Annotated in this window: 11 protein-coding genes; 7 read left to right on the forward strand and 4 right to left on the reverse strand. The window is 70.6% G+C overall.

Features of this window, described 5'->3' with window-relative positions:
- Positions 1-30 precede the first annotated feature (30 nt).
- Positions 31-1,404 carry a dihydrolipoyl dehydrogenase gene (lpdA, locus tag ACIPV1_RS01780; protein WP_123292677.1) on the reverse strand — a complete coding sequence of 458 codons (1,374 nt, stop codon included), beginning with the start codon at positions 1,402-1,404 and terminating at the stop codon, positions 31-33.
- Positions 1,405-1,558: 154 nt separating this feature from the next.
- Entirely contained in the window at positions 1,559-3,037 is a 1,479-nt protein-coding gene (locus ACIPV1_RS01785) for a leucyl aminopeptidase (RefSeq protein ID WP_123938179.1), read from the reverse strand.
- Between the two features lie 75 nt (positions 3,038-3,112).
- Here ACIPV1_RS01785 and ACIPV1_RS01790 point away from each other — a divergent pair, with 75 nt between their 5' ends.
- The 5 genes from ACIPV1_RS01790 (at position 3,113) to ACIPV1_RS01810 (ending at position 8,996) form a co-directional block, all read left to right on the forward strand.
- Entirely contained in the window at positions 3,113-4,042 is a 930-nt protein-coding gene (locus ACIPV1_RS01790; RefSeq protein ID WP_123938446.1) for a proteasome assembly chaperone family protein, read from the forward strand.
- Positions 4,043-4,198: 156 nt separating this feature from the next.
- Positions 4,199-5,518 (forward strand): nitrate/nitrite transporter, encoded by a 1,320-nt coding sequence (locus ACIPV1_RS01795; protein ID WP_123938178.1) that lies wholly within the window; start codon positions 4,199-4,201, stop codon positions 5,516-5,518.
- A 193-nt stretch (positions 5,519-5,711) separates the two neighbouring features.
- A complete protein-coding gene (locus tag ACIPV1_RS01800; RefSeq protein ID WP_123292681.1) occupies positions 5,712-6,962 on the forward strand; it encodes an RNA polymerase sigma factor in 1,251 nt (416 codons plus the stop codon).
- 4 nt (positions 6,963-6,966) lie between these two features.
- Positions 6,967-8,226 (forward strand): MurT ligase domain-containing protein, encoded by a 1,260-nt coding sequence (locus ACIPV1_RS01805; protein WP_123938177.1) that lies wholly within the window; start codon positions 6,967-6,969, stop codon positions 8,224-8,226.
- Entirely contained in the window at positions 8,223-8,996 is a 774-nt protein-coding gene (locus ACIPV1_RS01810) for a type 1 glutamine amidotransferase (RefSeq protein ID WP_123938176.1), read from the forward strand. The genes ACIPV1_RS01805 and ACIPV1_RS01810 overlap by 4 nt, the downstream gene beginning before the upstream one ends.
- Before the next feature lie 137 nt (positions 8,997-9,133).
- Here ACIPV1_RS01810 and ACIPV1_RS01815 read toward each other — a convergent pair whose 3' ends face one another.
- A complete protein-coding gene (locus ACIPV1_RS01815) occupies positions 9,134-9,358 on the reverse strand; it encodes a hypothetical protein (RefSeq protein ID WP_071255055.1) in 225 nt (74 codons plus the stop codon).
- Between the two features lie 168 nt (positions 9,359-9,526).
- Between ACIPV1_RS01815 and ACIPV1_RS01820 the strand changes: the two genes are divergently transcribed.
- Positions 9,527-11,653: a type IIA DNA topoisomerase subunit B gene (locus ACIPV1_RS01820; RefSeq protein WP_123340520.1), complete on the forward strand. Its 2,127-nt coding sequence runs from the start codon at positions 9,527-9,529 to the stop codon at positions 11,651-11,653.
- Between the two features lie 257 nt (positions 11,654-11,910).
- On the opposite strand, the gene ACIPV1_RS01825 is transcribed toward ACIPV1_RS01820, so the two are convergent.
- Positions 11,911-14,397 (reverse strand): DNA topoisomerase (ATP-hydrolyzing) subunit A, encoded by a 2,487-nt coding sequence (locus tag ACIPV1_RS01825; protein ID WP_123938175.1) that lies wholly within the window; start codon positions 14,395-14,397, stop codon positions 11,911-11,913.
- A gap of 61 nt (positions 14,398-14,458) precedes the next feature.
- Here ACIPV1_RS01825 and ACIPV1_RS01830 point away from each other — a divergent pair, with 61 nt between their 5' ends.
- Entirely contained in the window at positions 14,459-15,625 is a 1,167-nt protein-coding gene (locus ACIPV1_RS01830) for an alkaline phosphatase family protein (protein WP_123938174.1), read from the forward strand.
- Positions 15,626-15,643 lie beyond the last annotated feature (18 nt).

Below are 15,643 nucleotides of genomic sequence, written 5' to 3' on the forward strand. Positions count from 1 at the left end.
TCATTGTCACAGGGCGCGGACTCGTGCGGGTCACAGCGCGTGCAGCGGCTTGCCCGCGAGGTGCATGAACGCCTCGCCCAGGGCCTCGTTCTGCGTCGGGTGCGCGTGCACGAGCGGAGCGATGTCCTCCGGGTACGCCTCCCAGTTCACGGCGAGCTGGGCTTCACCGATGAGCTCGCCGACGCGGGCGCCGATCATGCTCACGCCGACGACGGGACCGTCGACGACGCGGACGACCTTGACCGAACCGGACGTGCCGATGATGTGGCTCTTGCCGTTGCCGGCCAGGTTGTACTCGTACGAGTCCACCTTGTCGGCGCCGTACTCGGCCTCGGCCTTGGCCTGCGAGAGGCCGACGGAGGCGACCTCGGGGTCGGAGTACGTGATCTTCGGGATGTTCTTGTCCTCGATGATCACCGGGTTCAGGCCGGCGATCTCCTCGGCGACGAAGATGCCCTGCTGGAAGCCGCGGTGTGCGAGCTGCAGCCCGGGGACGATGTCGCCGACCGCGTAGACGTTCGGCAGGTTGGTGGCGAGGCGCTCGTTCGTGGTGACGAAGCCGCGGTCCATGGCGACGCCGACCTCGTCGAAGCCGACGTTCTGCGTGACCGGGCCACGTCCGACGGCGACCAGCAGGACGTCGCCGTCGAAGGTCTTGCCGTCCTCGAGCGTCACGACGACGCCGTTCTCGTGCTGCTCGACGCCCTGGAACCGGACACCGAGCGAGAACTCGATGCCGCGCTTGCGGAAGGCACGCTCGAGCTGCTTCGACATCGACTCGTCCTCAGCGGGGACGAGGTGGGGGAGCGCCTCGACGATCGTGACCTCGGCGCCGAAGGACTTCCAGACGCTGGCGAACTCGACGCCGATGACGCCGCCGCCCAGGATGACGACCTTGTTCGGCACGTAGTCCATGCGCAGTGCGGTCTCGGAGGTGATGACGCGGCCGCCGATCTCGAGCCCGGGCAGGGACTTCGAGTAGGAGCCGGTCGCGAGCACGACGTTCTTGCCGACGATGTTCTGGTCGCCGACCTGCACGGTGTTCTGCGAGGTGAGTCGACCCCAGCCTTCGACGACGGTGATGCCGCGGGCCTTGATGAGGCCCTGCAGGCCCTTGTACTTCGAGGTGATGACGCCCTGCTGGTACTCGATGACCTTCGGGACCTCGACACCGGCGAACTCCGCGATCACGCCGTACTTCTCGGCGTCGCGCGTCGCGTCGGCGACCTCGGCCGCGTGCAGCAGTGCCTTGGTGGGGATGCAGCCACGGTGCAGGCACGTCCCTCCGAGCTTGTCGCCCTCGATGAGCGCGACGCTCATGCCGAGTTCGGCGGCCCGGAGCGCAGCGGCGTAGCCACCGCTCCCGCCACCGAGGACCACGACGTCGTAAGTCTGTTCCGTCACCTGGTGCAACTCCCTCGTGCGTGTCGGGCCGATCGGGCCCTACGTGGACACCGCGGGGGCGGCGTCCGACGGTCGGACCGCGTGGTTCCGGTCCCGTCCCGTGCAGTACCGGTGGGAGGCGCGTCGATGCCCCGTCCCACCGGTACCAAACCTACTACTCGGACTGGAGGTCTTCTGCGAGCGCGATGAGCGTGCGGACCATCACACCCGTCGCGCCCTTGCCGAGCCACCCGTAGCCGCCGCCCTTGTGCTCGGACGGACCGGCGATGTCGAGGTGCGCCCACGGGATGCCCTCGCCGACGAAGCGCTCCAGGAACTTGCCGGCGAGCAGCATGCCGCCGGCCGGGTTGCCGACCGTGGCGTTGACCATGTCGGCGACGTCGCTGGCGAGCCGGGCGTCGAGTTCCTCGGGCAGGGGCATCGGCCAGATCGGCTCCGACACGCCCTCGGCCACGGCACGGAGCTTCGCGACGAGGTCGTCGCTGCCCATCAGGCCGGTGGTGCGGTCGCCGAGCGCGACGACCTGCGCGCCGGTCAGGGTGGCCACGTCGACGATGGCGTCGGGCGTCTCGAGCGAGGCGGCGGCCATGCCGTCGCCGAGCACCAGGCGGCCCTCGGCGTCGGTGTTCGTGACCTCGACGGTCTTGCCGTTCTTGAGGGTGAGGACGTCACCCGGGCGGGTCGCCGTGCCCGACGGCATGTTCTCGGCGAGTGCGAGCCAGGCGGTGACGCGCACGTCGAGGCCCAGGCGTGCGGCGGCGACGGTCGCGGCGAGCACCGTGGCGGCGCCGGTCATGTCGGTCTTCATGCCGAGCATCGACGCCGCCGGCTTGAGCGAGAGCCCGCCCGAGTCGAACGTGATGCCCTTGCCGACGAGGGCGAGGTGCTTCGTGGCGGACTCCGGTGCGTAGCGGACGACGACCAGGCGCGGGGGACGCGCCGAACCACGGCCGACCCCGAGGATGCCGCCGAAGCCCTGCTCCTCGAGTGCCTGCTCGTCGAGGACCTCGACGGTGAGCGGGAGGTCCGAGGCGAGCCCGGTCGCCACGTCGGCGACGTCCTGTGGTCCCAGGTCGCCGGCGGCGGTGTTCACGAGGTCGCGGACCAGCGACGCGGCGTCGGCCACGATCGCCGGACGGACCGCGGCGTCCGTCGCGGCGGACGGCGCGAGGACCGTCACGCGCTGGTCGCCACGCGTCGGCCCGGTCGTGCCGGCACCCTTGTGCCGCGTGAAGGCGTAGGCACCGAGCGCCGCGCCTTCGAGCGCTGCCTCGACGAGTGCGTCGGTGTCGGTCGGCAGCGCGAGGGCGATCGACGCGGCGTGCGGCAGCTGGCGGACGGCGCTGCCGGCGGCCGAGCGGTACGCGGCCGCGTCGGTCCCGGTGCCGAGCCCGATGAGCGCGATGCTCGCGGCGTCGACGCCGACGGCCGGGATGCGTACGAGCTGGTCCTTGGCGCCCGTCGCGCCGATCGCTGCGAGGTCGAGGTCGTCGAGCGCGGAGAACGGTGTCGTGGCCGGCCGGGCGATCGTCGCGGGGGCACCGTCGGCACCGGGCCGGACGCCGACCACGAGGACGTCGGCGGAGATCGAGGAGGGGGCGGAGGAGTCGGTGGAGAGCGTCGGTCGGACCATGCTCCAACCCTATCCACGCACTGTTCGCTGTCGGCGTGGCCGTCCCGCGCGGGGGCGTCGGTGGCCCCGCCTAGCATGGGGACGGTGAACCACCCCGAGGAGCTCTACACGTTCGACGAGGCCGCCCCGACCGTCCCGGCCGGGCTGCACCTGGTCGCCGGGCTCACCGGCTTCGCGGACGCCGGTTCGGCCGTTGCCCAGGTGACGGCGTCGGTGCTCGACGACCTCGACACGCAGCTCGTCGCCGAGTTCGACCCCGACGTGCTGCTCGACTGGCGTGCTCGCCGGCCCGTCATCACCTTCGAGCACGACCACATCGCCGCCGTGGAGCCGCCCCGGCTGGCGCTGCACCTCGTGCGCGACGAGATCGGCCAGCCGTTCCTGTTCCTGTCCGGCTACGAGCCGGACTTCCAGTGGAACCGGTTCGTGGACGCCGTCACTGGCCTCGCCGCCCAGCTCCAGGTCGCGGACACCACCTGGGTGCAGTCGATCCCGATGCCGGTCCCGCACACCCGCCCGATCAGCCTGACCGTCTCCGGCACCCGCGCCGACCTCGTCGAGCAGATGAGCGTCTGGAAGCCCGAGACCCAGGCGCCGGCGAACGTCCTGCACCTCGTCGAGCACCGGCTCGCATCCACCGGCGCGCAGGTCACCGGGCTCGTCCTGCTCGTCCCGCACTACCTGTCGGACACCGAGTTCCCGGACGCGGCCGTCGCCGCCCTGTCCGGCATCGCTGCGGCCACCGGCCTCATCTTCCCGACGGACGCCCTGCGCGAAGCAGGTCGGGAGTTCCTCACCCGGGTCGAGGAGCAGGTCGCCGGCAACGCCGAGCTGCAGCGACTCGTCGGTGTGCTCGAGGAACGGCACGACACGTACATGGAGGGCAACCCGGTCGCGTCGCCGCTCACGGACGTCGACGGCGAGGTGCCGACCGCGGACGCGATCGCGGCCGAGCTCGAGCGCTTCCTGGCCGACCGGCGCACCCAGGGTGACGGCGGCGAGTAGCCGGGTCGGGCCCTGAACGGTCCGGAACGGCGGCCTGGAGGCCCGGGGCGGGCCCGCACCGTTCCTCCCGTCGGTCGTCCGGTCGCGACCAGGACGTCACCAGTTTCGGCGACACACGTCGCGTATCCGGCTCCGCCGGATCGGTAGCCTGTCGGGGTGAACTCCCGTCGCGCCTACCTGATCTGGGGCATCGCGGTGCTCGCCTACGTCCTGGCGGTCGTGCAGCGGTCCTCGCTCGGGGTGTCCGGGGTGGACGCGCAGGACCGGTTCGCCGTCTCGGCGGCGGTGTTGTCCACGCTCGCGGTCGTGCAGATCGCCGTGTACGCCGGACTCCAGATCCCGGTGGGCGTCGCGCTCGACCGGGTGGGGCCGCGCAAGCTCGTCCTGCTCGGCGCCGCGCTGCTCGTGGTCGGCCAGGCCGTCGTGGCCTTCTCGCCGACGATCGGCCCGGCGATCGCGGGCCGGGTGCTCGTGGGTGCCGGCGACGCGATGACCTTCATCTCGGTGATCCGCCTGGTGCCGATGTGGTTCAGTGGCCGGATCCTGCCGCAGATCTCGCAGTGGACGGGCAACCTCGGGCAGATCGGCCAGATCCTGTCGGCGTTCCCGTTCGCGGTGCTCCTGCACGCCGCGGGGTGGACGCCCGCGTTCGGGGTCGCCGCCGCCGCGAGTGCCGTCGGGCTCGTCCTGGCGTTCGTCTTCGTCCGCAACGGCCCCGTGGTCGTGCGGACCGGAACGATCCCGCTGCCGCACTCGTGGGGCGCCGCGTTCCGGACGTTCGGGCACGCGTTGCGTCGACCGGGCACGCAGCTCGGGTTCTGGTCCCACTACGTGACGCAGTCGTCCGGCACGGTGTTCTCGCTGCTGTGGGGCGTCCCGATGCTCCGCGGGCTCGGGTACAGCCCCGCCGAGGCCGCCGGCTTCCTGACGATCATCGTCGCCGTGGGCTTCGTGGCCGGGCCGGTGCTCGGGCTGCTGTGCGCGCGGTTCCCGATGCGCCGATCGAACCTCGTGCTCGGCGTGGTCGTGCTGCTCGCCGTGGTGTGGACCGCGATCCTGCTCTGGCCCGGCCACCCGCCGACCTGGCTGCTCGTGCTCCTCGTCGTGGCGATGGGCATCGGCGGCCCCGGTTCGCTGATCGGGTTCGACTTCGCCCGGACGTTCAACCCGGTCGGTTCCCTCGGGTCCGCGAACGGCGTCGTCAACGTCGGGGGCTTCCTGGCGGCCTTCGTGATGATGTACCTGATCGGGCTGCTGCTCGACGTGATGTCCCGCGTCACCGGTGAGACCGTGTTCGCCTGGGACAACTTCCGCGTGGCCCTCACGGTGCAGTACCTGGTGGTCGGGTTCGGTGTCGCGATGCTCCTGCACGCCCGGCACCGCACGCGCCGGGTCCTCCACGCGGAGGAGGGAATACGCGTCGGACCGCTCTGGGTTGCACTCGTTGCGCGCCTGCGGAAGCGGCACGTGCAATAATGATCACGGACCCACTCAGGACCCCCATCCTGTCGGAGCACTTCGGAGCGCCGATCAACCCGGGGGACTTGACATGGGTCTTAGTGCTGCCCGGAACGGTAGGACTCGACGACGCGGGGGACTGCGGCTCGGGCCCTGGGCGGCGAGGGAGGCCACGACCCCACGAACGTGGCACGACGAGAGAGGTGATCGCATGGCTGCCCGGAGCACGACGATCGATCCCACGAAGGACACTCAGCCCGAAGGTGCTGTGGCAGAGGACGCCACGGACGCCGAGGGAACCGCCGCGCCGAAGAAGCGCGCCACCAAGGCCCCCGCCAAGAAGGCCCCGGCCAAGAAGGCCGCCCCGAAGGCGAAGAAGGTCGACCCCGTCGACGAGGCGAACGAAGCCACCGACGAGCCGACCGAGGACGTCGAGGACACCGACGACAAGGCGATCAAGCCCGACGCCGCCGCTGCGGTCGCCGCTGGCGCGCTCGTCATCTCGCAGACCGACGACGACGAAGCCCCGGTCTACTCCACGACCATCACGGGTGCGACCGCCGACCCGGTGAAGGACTACCTCAAGCAGATCGGCAAGGTCGCCCTGCTCAACGCCGAGCAGGAGGTCGAGCTCGCGATGCGCATCGAGGCCGGCCTGTTCGCCGAGGACAAGCTGCAGCACTCGACCGGGCTGACCAAGCCGGCCGAGCGTGAGCTGCGCTGGGTCGCCCGCGACGGCCAGCGCGCCAAGTCGCACCTGCTCGGCGCGAACCTCCGCCTCGTGGTGTCGCTCGCCAAGCGCTACACCGGCCGTGGCATGCAGTTCCTGGACCTCATCCAGGAGGGCAACCTGGGCCTGATCCGTGCGGTCGAGAAGTTCGACTACACCAAGGGCTTCAAGTTCTCGACCTACGCGACGTGGTGGATCCGCCAGGCGATCACCCGCGCCATGGCCGACCAGGCCCGCACCATCCGCATCCCGGTGCACATGGTCGAGGTCATCAACAAGCTCGCTCGTGTCCAGCGCCAGATGCTGCAGGACCTCGGTCGCGAACCCACTCCGGAAGAGCTCGCCCGCGAGCTCGACATGACCCCGGAGAAGGTCGTCGAGGTGCAGAAGTACGGCCGCGAGCCGATCTCCCTGCACACGCCCCTGGGCGAGGACGGCGACTCCGAGTTCGGTGACCTCATCGAGGACACCGAGGCGGTCGTACCGGCCGACGCGGTGGGCTTCACCATGCTGCAGAAGCAGCTCGAGAGCCTGCTCGACTCCCTGTCCGAGCGCGAAGCGGGCGTCATCCGCATGCGCTTCGGCCTCGGTGACGGCCAGCCGAAGACCCTCGACCAGATCGGTGACACGTTCGGCGTGACGCGTGAGCGCATCCGTCAGATCGAGTCCAAGACGATGGCGAAGCTCCGCCACCCGTCGCGGTCGCAGTCGCTGCGCGACTACCTCGAGTAGGCCGATGCGGTTCTTCATCCCGATCCTGATCGGGCGGATCCTCCGTGCCCTCGCCAGAGCGCGGGGCGGGGGATCCGCGTACCCCGGCTTCATCGTGCTCAAGCTCGTGCCGGACTTCCTGCAGCACGTGACGAAGCAGTTCCCGAACGGCGTCGTCTTCGTGCTCGGCTCGAACGGCAAGTCGACGACCACGCACATGATCTCGGACATCGTCCGGGCGCACGGGCTCCGCGTGTTCACGAACCCGTCCGGGGCGAACCTGCCGCAGGGCATCGCGTCGGCGTTGCTGTCCGAGGTGTCGCTGACCGGTCGCCTGAAGGCGGACATCGGCATCCTCGAGGTCGACGAGGCCTTCGCGGTCGAGCTCGCCGGCATCCTGTCGCCGTCCACGGTGACGATGCTCAACGTGCAGGTCGACCAGCTGTACCGGTTCTTCGAGACCGAGCGCGTCGCCGACATGATGCTCGACACCGCGGCACTGTCCACGGCGAACGTCATCACGAACCGTGACGACCAGTTCCTCGACGCCTACGTGGCGCGCACCGGCCAGCGGGTGCTGCGCTTCGGTGCGAGCGCCGAGGTCGTCGCCGCCGCACCGAACGGCCTGCAGAACGCCGACGACTTCGACCGGCAGGACGCCCAGCCGAACGTCGCCGAGTCAGAGGTCGTCGTGAACACCGGTGACGGCGCGACGATCCGCTTCGACGGTGCCGACATCGCGGTTCGCCTGCCGGCACGCGGCCTGCACTACGCGGTCGACGCTGCTGCTGCCACCGCCACGGCCAGCGCGGCACTCGGCACGCAGTTCCGCGCCGACGCCGTCACGAAGGCCTTCGGCACGATGAAGCCGGCGTACGGCCGCGGGGAACGACTCCCGATCGCCGGCGAGTCCGCCGAGTTCACGATGTTCAAGAACGCCGCGAGCCTCCAGCTCAACCTCGACGCGCTGCCGGACCGCCCCGAGCAGGTCCTCATGGCGATCGACGAGGGCACGCCGGACATCTCGTGGATCTACGACATCGACTTCTCGAAGCTCGACCACGTCGACGTCGTCTCCGGTGACAAGGCCTGGCAGATCGCGATCGCCCTCGAGCACGCCGGTGTCCGCATCGGCCGGGTCGACCCCGACGTCGAGACCGCGATCAAGCACATGGAGCAGCTCGGGTCGACGACCAGCGGGACGAAGAACTTCATCGTCAACTACGAGATCATGATGATCGCCCGCAAGGCCCTCGGCCACCCGGACATGGAGAAGACCGCATGACGGCCGATCGGCTGACCATCCTGCACGTCTACCCCCGGCAGATGGGCGTCTCGGGGGACCGCGGCAACGTCGCGGCCCTCGTCCGCCGTGCCGCCGCGGCCGGCCTCGACACCGAGGTGCTCGAGTACGCGCCCGGCGACGTCCTGCCCGCCGCGGCCGACGTCGTGGTCATCGGCAACGGTCCGCTCAGCGCGATGCGCTCGCTCGGTGCCGACGTCGCCCGCATCGCCGCTCCGCTCCGTTCGTTCGCGAGCGACGGTGTGCCGATCATCGCCGTCGGCGGCGGGTTCGACCTGGCGACGAACGAGGTCGTGCCCACCGAGGGTGCTCCGCTCGCCGGGTTCGGCGTGTTCGACGCCCGAGCCGTCCGTGGTGCCGAACGTCGGGTCAACTACTTCGTCCTCGAGACCCGGTACCCGCTGCTCCCCGGCGCGTCGAAGCGGCTCGCCGGCTTCGAGGACCACGCCACCACGATCGAGCTCGCGGCCGGGGTCACCCCCTTCGCCGACGTCGTGTCCGGCGGCGGCAACCAGGCGGGCGCCCCGGTCGAGGGTGCGATCGTCGGCACGTCGTTCGGCACGCACACGCAGGGTCCGATCCTGCCGCTCAACCCGCAGCTGACCGACGGTGTCCTCGCCGCAGCCGCCGCACGAGTGGGCCTCGAGTACACGCCGGACCCGGAGCAGACGGCGACCATCGACCGCTACGCACGCGAGGCGCGCGCGACGGTCGATCGCTACGTCGACAAGGCGTTCAAGCGCATCGCGTGACGCTCACGAAGGCCGGGTCCCGACGGGACCCGGCCTTCGTCGTCTCCGCGCGTTCTGAGACGGGCAACAGACAGACGGGAGGCCCGGTGCCAGCTGGCCCCGGGCCTCCCGTCTTGCTGTGCTCGCGCCTTCGCGCGCTACTTCGACTCGTAGAGTCGGCTGCTCTCGTCGTGCCACTCGATGGCGGTCGCCGCGAGCTTGTCCTTGAACTCTGCGCCGTGGTGCGCGCAGAAGAAGAGCTCGCCGCTCGACATGGTGGCTCGGATGTAGGCCTGCGCTCCGCAGCTGTCGCAACGGTCGGCGGCGGTCAGCTGGTGGTTGCTGACTTCGTCGATGGAGGGGTCCTGCACGGTCTGGGTCATTGCTGTGCTCCTCACGGATCGCAGGTGGTGCCGGGTGGTTGCACCATTTCAACACGTGATGCCTGAGAACGATGCATTGTGCAGCGCTGTTTCGCTGAGCGCGGATCGGTTGTCCCCAGTGCGAGTGTCCGCGCCGAGGGTGTCGGTGCCGCTCGGTAGCATCGGACGGTGAGCTCCGACTACTCCGCACGCCATCTCTCCGTCCTCGAAGGGCTCGAGGCGGTCCGGAAGCGTCCGGGGATGTACATCGGCTCGACCGACTCCCGTGGGCTCATGCACTGCCTGTGGGAGATCATCGACAACTCCGTCGACGAAGCCCTGGCGGGGCACGGCGACGAGATCGGTGTCGTGCTGCACGCCGACGGTTCGGTCGAGGTCCGCGACACCGCCCGGGGCATCCCGGTGGACGTCGAACCGAAGACGGGCCTGACCGGGGTCGAGGTCGTGTTCACCAAGCTGCACGCCGGCGGCAAGTTCGGCTCCGGCTCCTACGCTGCCTCCGGTGGTCTGCACGGCGTCGGTGCCTCAGTGGTCAACGCGCTGTCCGAGCGCCTCGACGTCGAGGTCGACCGCGGCGGCAAGACCTACGCCATGTCGTTCCACCGCGGCGAGCCCGGCACGTTCGACGACGCCGAGGGCATCGGTCCGGACGCCCCGTTCAGCCCGTTCACCTCGGGCAGCGAGCTGCGGGTGGTCGGCAAGGTGAAGAAGGGCGTCACGGGTTCCCGGATCCGGTACTGGGCGGACCGGCAGATCTTCACCGCCGATGCGCGGTTCAGCACCGACGACCTGGTCACCCGGGCGCGGCAGACGGCGTTCCTGGTGCCCGGACTCGGCATCACGATCACCGACGAGCGCGTGTCCTCGATCGAGGCCGCTGCTGCGCGTGCCGAGGCGACGGGGACCGCCGTCGAGGCCGGCCCGGTCGTCGAGCGCTTCCGCTACGAGGGCGGCATCGGCGAGTTCGTCGAGCACCTCGCGGCCGACACCGCCGTCACCGACGTCTGGCGCGTGCAGGGCACCGGGACCTTCACCGAGACCGTCCCGATGCTCGACGACAAGGGCCACATGGTGTCCACGTCGGTCGAGCGCTCCTGCGAGGTGGACCTCGCGCTGCGGTGGGGCGACGGCTACGAGACGGTGTTCCGCAGTTTCGTCAACATCATCGCCACGCCGAAGGGCGGCACGCACCAGGCCGGCTTCGAATCCGGTCTGGTCAAGGCCGTCCGTGCACAGGTCGAGGCGAACGCCCGCAAGCTCAAGGTCGGGCAGGACAAGCTCGACAAGGACGACGTGCTCGCCGGCATGACCGCCGTGCTGACCGTCCGACTGCCCGAGCCGCAGTTCGAGGGGCAGACGAAGGAGATCCTCGGCACGCCGGCGGTCCGCAAGATCGTCGACCAGGTCGTGTCGAAGCGCATCACCGAGATCCTGACGTCGACGCAACGCACCGAGAAGGCCCAGGCCGCGACCCTGCTCGAGAAGGTCGTCGCGGAGATGAAGACCCGCATCTCGGCCCGCGCCCACAAGGAGACGCAGCGCCGGAAGAACGCGCTCGAGAACTCCTCGTTGCCGACGAAGCTCGCTGACTGCCGGTCGCAGGAGACCGAGGGCACCGAGCTCTTCATCGTCGAGGGTGACTCGGCCCTGGGGACCGCGAAGCTCGCCCGCAACAGTGAGTACCAGGCGCTGCTGCCGATCCGCGGCAAGATCCTGAACGTGCAGAAGGCGTCCGTGTCGGACATGCTGTCGAACGTCGAGTGCGCGTCGATCATCCAGGTCATCGGTGCCGGCTCCGGCCGGACGTTCGAGATCGACCAGGCGCGCTACGGCAAGGTCATCATCATGTCGGACGCCGACGTCGACGGTGCCCACATCCGCACGCTGCTGCTGACCCTGTTCTTCCGGTACATGCGACCGATGATCGAGCAGGGCCGGGTGTTCGCCGCCGTGCCGCCGCTGCACCGGGTGGTCGTGGTGAACCGCGGCAAGCCCAACGACACGCTGTACACGTACTCCGAGCAGGAACTGCAGACCGTGCTGAAGAAGCTCGAGAAGACCGGCAAGAAGTACCAGGAGCCGATCCAGCGGTACAAGGGCCTGGGCGAGATGGATGCCGACCAGCTCGCCGAGACCACCATGGACCGCGCGCACCGGACCCTGCGGCGGGTGAACATCACGCACGCCGAGAGCGCGGCGAAGGTGTTCGAGCTGCTCATGGGCAACGACGTGGCCCCGCGCAAGGAGTTCATCCTGGCCGGCGAGGGTCTGGACCGCGACCGCATCGACGCGTAGCCGCGCGGCGGCGCCGGGCGCGGTGCGTTCTCACGCACTGAGCGTCAGTTCACGCGGCTGGCGGCGCGCCAACTGTCGCTCAGCGCGAAAGTCCGCGCGCGTGCTCGACGGCGGCGCGTGGCGAGGCCGCCCCGCGCCTCCAGGCCGGCGGGGCGTGCGATCTGACGCGGTCAGCGACAGTTCACGCGGCCATCGGCCCGTGAACTGTCGCTGGGCGCGAAAGCGCGCGCCGCGCGCCGCGCCCCGGAGTCCGCGCGCTACGCGTCGCCAGCGGTGCCGTCGAGCGCCGCAGCACTGCCACCGATCGAGCCGATGACGGCCTCGAGCGGCGCCCCCGACCCGTCACGCTTCGACAGCCAGTCGGGCAGGGTCCGCGCGGCGCCGTCCGTACCGACCGCGTGCGGGGGAGCGATGCCCGCCCAGCCCACGGTGAGCCCGTCCTCGCCCTTCAGGAACGCGTGCGCCCGGACACCCTGGGTCGCCCGGCCCTTGGCGGGGAACTCGGACAGGGCGGAGACCTTGGCGCGACCGGAGTCGGTGCCCGGAAGCGCCGTGGAGGTCGTGGACACCGTGGCGACCACGGCGTCGTCGGACCGGGCGACGGACCCGAACCAGATCACCGAGGACCCGGACGCCAGCGCCATGCCCGCGACACCGCCGGCCGGCAGCCCCTGGGCACGGACGCCGGACGCGGGGAAGCGCAGGAGCTGGGCGTTCGAGCTGATGAACACCAGGTCGTCGGACTCGGGCGCCTGGGCAGCGCCGATCACCGCGTCGCCGGGCTTCAGGCCGATGGCGACGAACTCGGGCTTGTCGGGCCAGGCTCCGGGGACGACGCGCTTCACGACGCCCTGGGCGGTACCGATGGCGAGGGAGTCCGACGACGCGCCGGACAGGTCGACGAGTGCAACGACCGTCTCGCCCTTGGTGAGCACCAGGAAGTCGGTGACCCGCACGCCGGCGTCGAGGCGGACCGCGGCGGGCGGCACCGCCGGGACGTCGACGGGGGAGAGCCGCAGGACCCGCCCGGTCGAGGTCAGCGCGCCGACCTGGCCCCGGACGGTGCTCACCACGGCGGACCGGACGGCGTCGTGCTTGGAGCGCTTCGGCACGCGGACGATGCTGAGCTCTGACGTCGGGATGTCGACGCGGATGAGCCTTCCGGTGGTCGAGAGCAGCACGCGGCACGGCGAGTCGGCGACCTGGAGCGACTCCGGGTCGATCGCGGCCTTGCGACCGCCCTTGACCGGGGCGTCGGCCTCGGTGAGCAGCGTGCGGCGCGGGGTGGCGAACTTGTCGGAGACCTCGGTGAGCTCGAGCGCGACCTGGGCACGGAGCCGTTCGTCGGACGCCAGGAGTTCCTCGAGCGCAGCGATGTCGGCGAGCAGCTGGTCGCGCTCGGCCTCGAGCTCCATGCGCGAGAACTTCGTCAGGCGTCGGAGCCGCAGTTCGAGGATGTACTCGGCCTGCACCTCGGACAGGTCGAACACGTCACGGAGCCGGCTCCGTGCGGCCTCGGAGTCGTCCGAGGTGCGGATGACCTGGATGACCTCGTCGATGTCGAGGATCGCGATGAGCAGGCCTTCGACCAGGTGCAGCCGCTCGCGACGACGCGCGAGCCGGTACTCCGACCGCCGGGTGACGACCGACAGTCGGTGCTGCACGTAGACGTCGAGCAGCTCGCGCAGCCCGAGCGTGCGCGGGGACCCGCCGACGAGCGCGACGTTGTTGATGCCGAATCCGTCCTCGAGCGGAGTGTGCTTGTACAGCTGCTCGAGCACCGCGGTGGGGTTGAAGCCGCTCTTGATGCCGATCACGAGCCGGAGCCCGTGGTTGCGGTCGGTCAGGTCGTTGACGTCCGAGATGCCGACGAGCTTCTTGGACTGGACGCCGTCCTTGATCTTCTCGATGACGCGCTCGGGGCCCACCAGGTACGGCAGCTCGGTGACGACGAGCCCGACCTTGCGCGGCGTGAGGTTCTCGACGCTCACCTTCGAGCGGGTGCGGAACGTGCCGCGCCCGGTGGCGTAGGCGTCGCGGACCCCGGAGAGCCCGACGATGGTGCCGCCCGAGGGCAGGTCCGGCCCCGGGACGAACTCCATCAGCTCTTCGAGGGTGGCCTGCGGGTTCATCAGCAGGTGCTTCGCGGCCTCGACCACCTCGCCCAGGTTGTGCGGCGCCATGTTCGTGGCCATGCCGACCGCGATGCCCGACGCGCCGTTGACGAGCAGGTTCGGGAACGCCGCGGGCAGGACGCCGGGCTGCATGATCTGGTTGTCGTAGTTCGGGACGAAGTCGACGACGTCCTCGCCGAGGCCCTCGGTCATCGCCATCGACGGTTCGGCCAGGCGGGCCTCGGTGTACCGGGCGGCAGCGGGACCGTCGTCGAGCGAGCCGAAGTTGCCGTGGCCGTCGATCAGCGGCACGCGCATCGTGAACGGCTGCGCCATCCGCACCAGCGCGTCGTAGATCGCGCCGTCGCCGTGCGGGTGCAGCTTGCCCATCACCTCGCCGGTGACGCGGGCGCTCTTGACGTGCCCGCGGTCGGGCCGCAGGCCCATCTCGGCCATCTGGTACAGGATGCGCCGCTGGACGGGCTTCAGGCCGTCGCGCGCATCGGGCAGCGCCCGCGAGTAGATGACGGAGTACGCGTACTCGAGGAAGGAGCCCTGCATCTCCTCGGAGACGTCGACGTCCTCGATGCGCTCACCGTCGGGCAGGCCGACTGCGTCCGTGCGTGCCATGGCACCTTTCTGGAAGACCGGAGTCGCCTAGGAGACTCTGTCGTCTGGGAGACTCTGTGGAATGGGAACTAGCGTACCGACGGCCCCCGACGCCGCCGCGAACCTCGCCGACGTCTTCCCGAGTTGCCTCGTGGCGCTCGGGGCTGCGGACGGCGCGTGGTCGCGTGACCACGGCCTGGAGGCCCGGATCGCCCTCCGTCCCGCCCGTTCCGCGATCGTCGTCCTGGTCGACGGCCTCGGGAGCGTCGCGCTGTCGGCTCGCGCCGGGCACGCCCGCTGGCTCACGGCCGCCAAGGGCTCCGGCACCGCGAAGAAGCTGCGCAGCGGGTTCCCGACCACGACGGCCGCGGCGCTGAGCACCCTGACCACCGGACGGTCGCCCGGCACGCACGGCGTCGTCGGCTACAGCGGCTGGAACCCGGACACCGGCGCCGTGATGAACCTCCTGGGCGGGTGGGACACCGAGGTCCCCGCGGACTGGTTCCTCACCGAGACGCTCTTCACCCGCGCCGCGGAGCTCGGCGTCGACCCCGTCGTCATCGGCCCCGATCGGTACCGGGCGTCGGGCATGACCGCGAACGTCCTCGGCGGCGCGCGGTATGTGTCGGCGGACACGATCCCGGAGCGCATCGACGCTGCCCTGGCCGAGACCGCCACCGGTCGGTCGCTCGTGTACCTGTACGTGCCGGAGCTCGACTCGATCGGGCACAAGTCCGGGTGGCAGTCCGACCGGTGGACGGCGACGCTCGAGCTGCTCGACGGCGAGCTCGCCCGCCTCGATGCCCGCGGTGCGCCGGACGTCGGCGTCCTCGTCACCGCGGACCACGGTGTGCTCGACGTGCCCGACCACGCGAACATCGCCATCGACCCGCTCCTGTTGACGGACGTCGTCGGGGTGGCGGGCGATCCGCGGTGCCGCCAGCTCACGGTGGCGCCGGGCACCGACGTGCGCGGGCTGGTCGGGGCGTTCCGGGCGCGCTACGGCAAGAAGGCGTACGTCGCGAGCCGCGACGAGGCGATCGCCGCCGGGTGGTTCGGTGCGGTCTCGCCGCAGGTGGTCCCGCGCATCGGCGACGTGATCGTCGTGGCACGCGGGTCGTGGGCGTTCAACGACGACCGCGCGCTGCGGGACGGCGAGGTTCCGAAGCGCATGATCGGTCAGCACGGCGCGATGACCGACGAGGAGACGTTCGTCCCGCTGCGGCTCGCCGGCGCGTTCGCGCAGTAGCAGCCGGCCGCGGGTCAG

The organism is Curtobacterium sp. NPDC089991 (assembly GCF_044748425.1).
In the GTDB taxonomy this organism is placed as follows: domain Bacteria; phylum Actinomycetota; class Actinomycetes; order Actinomycetales; family Microbacteriaceae; genus Curtobacterium.

Coding starts and splice junctions, on each gene's coding strand:
- ACIPV1_RS01790 (WP_123938446.1), top strand. CDS start 3,113: ATGGGGACGGTGAACCACCCCGAGGAGCTCTACACGTTCGACGAGGCC.
- ACIPV1_RS01805 (WP_123938177.1), top strand. CDS start 6,967: ATGCGGTTCTTCATCCCGATCCTGATCGGGCGGATCCTCCGTGCCCTC.
- ACIPV1_RS01815 (WP_071255055.1), bottom strand. CDS start 9,358: ATGACCCAGACCGTGCAGGACCCCTCCATCGACGAAGTCAGCAACCAC.
- ACIPV1_RS01800 (WP_123292681.1), top strand. CDS start 5,712: ATGGCTGCCCGGAGCACGACGATCGATCCCACGAAGGACACTCAGCCC.
- ACIPV1_RS01810 (WP_123938176.1), top strand. CDS start 8,223: ATGACGGCCGATCGGCTGACCATCCTGCACGTCTACCCCCGGCAGATG.
- ACIPV1_RS01830 (WP_123938174.1), top strand. CDS start 14,459: ATGGGAACTAGCGTACCGACGGCCCCCGACGCCGCCGCGAACCTCGCC.
- ACIPV1_RS01785 (WP_123938179.1), bottom strand. CDS start 3,037: ATGGTCCGACCGACGCTCTCCACCGACTCCTCCGCCCCCTCCTCGATC.
- ACIPV1_RS01825 (WP_123938175.1), bottom strand. CDS start 14,397: ATGGCACGCACGGACGCAGTCGGCCTGCCCGACGGTGAGCGCATCGAG.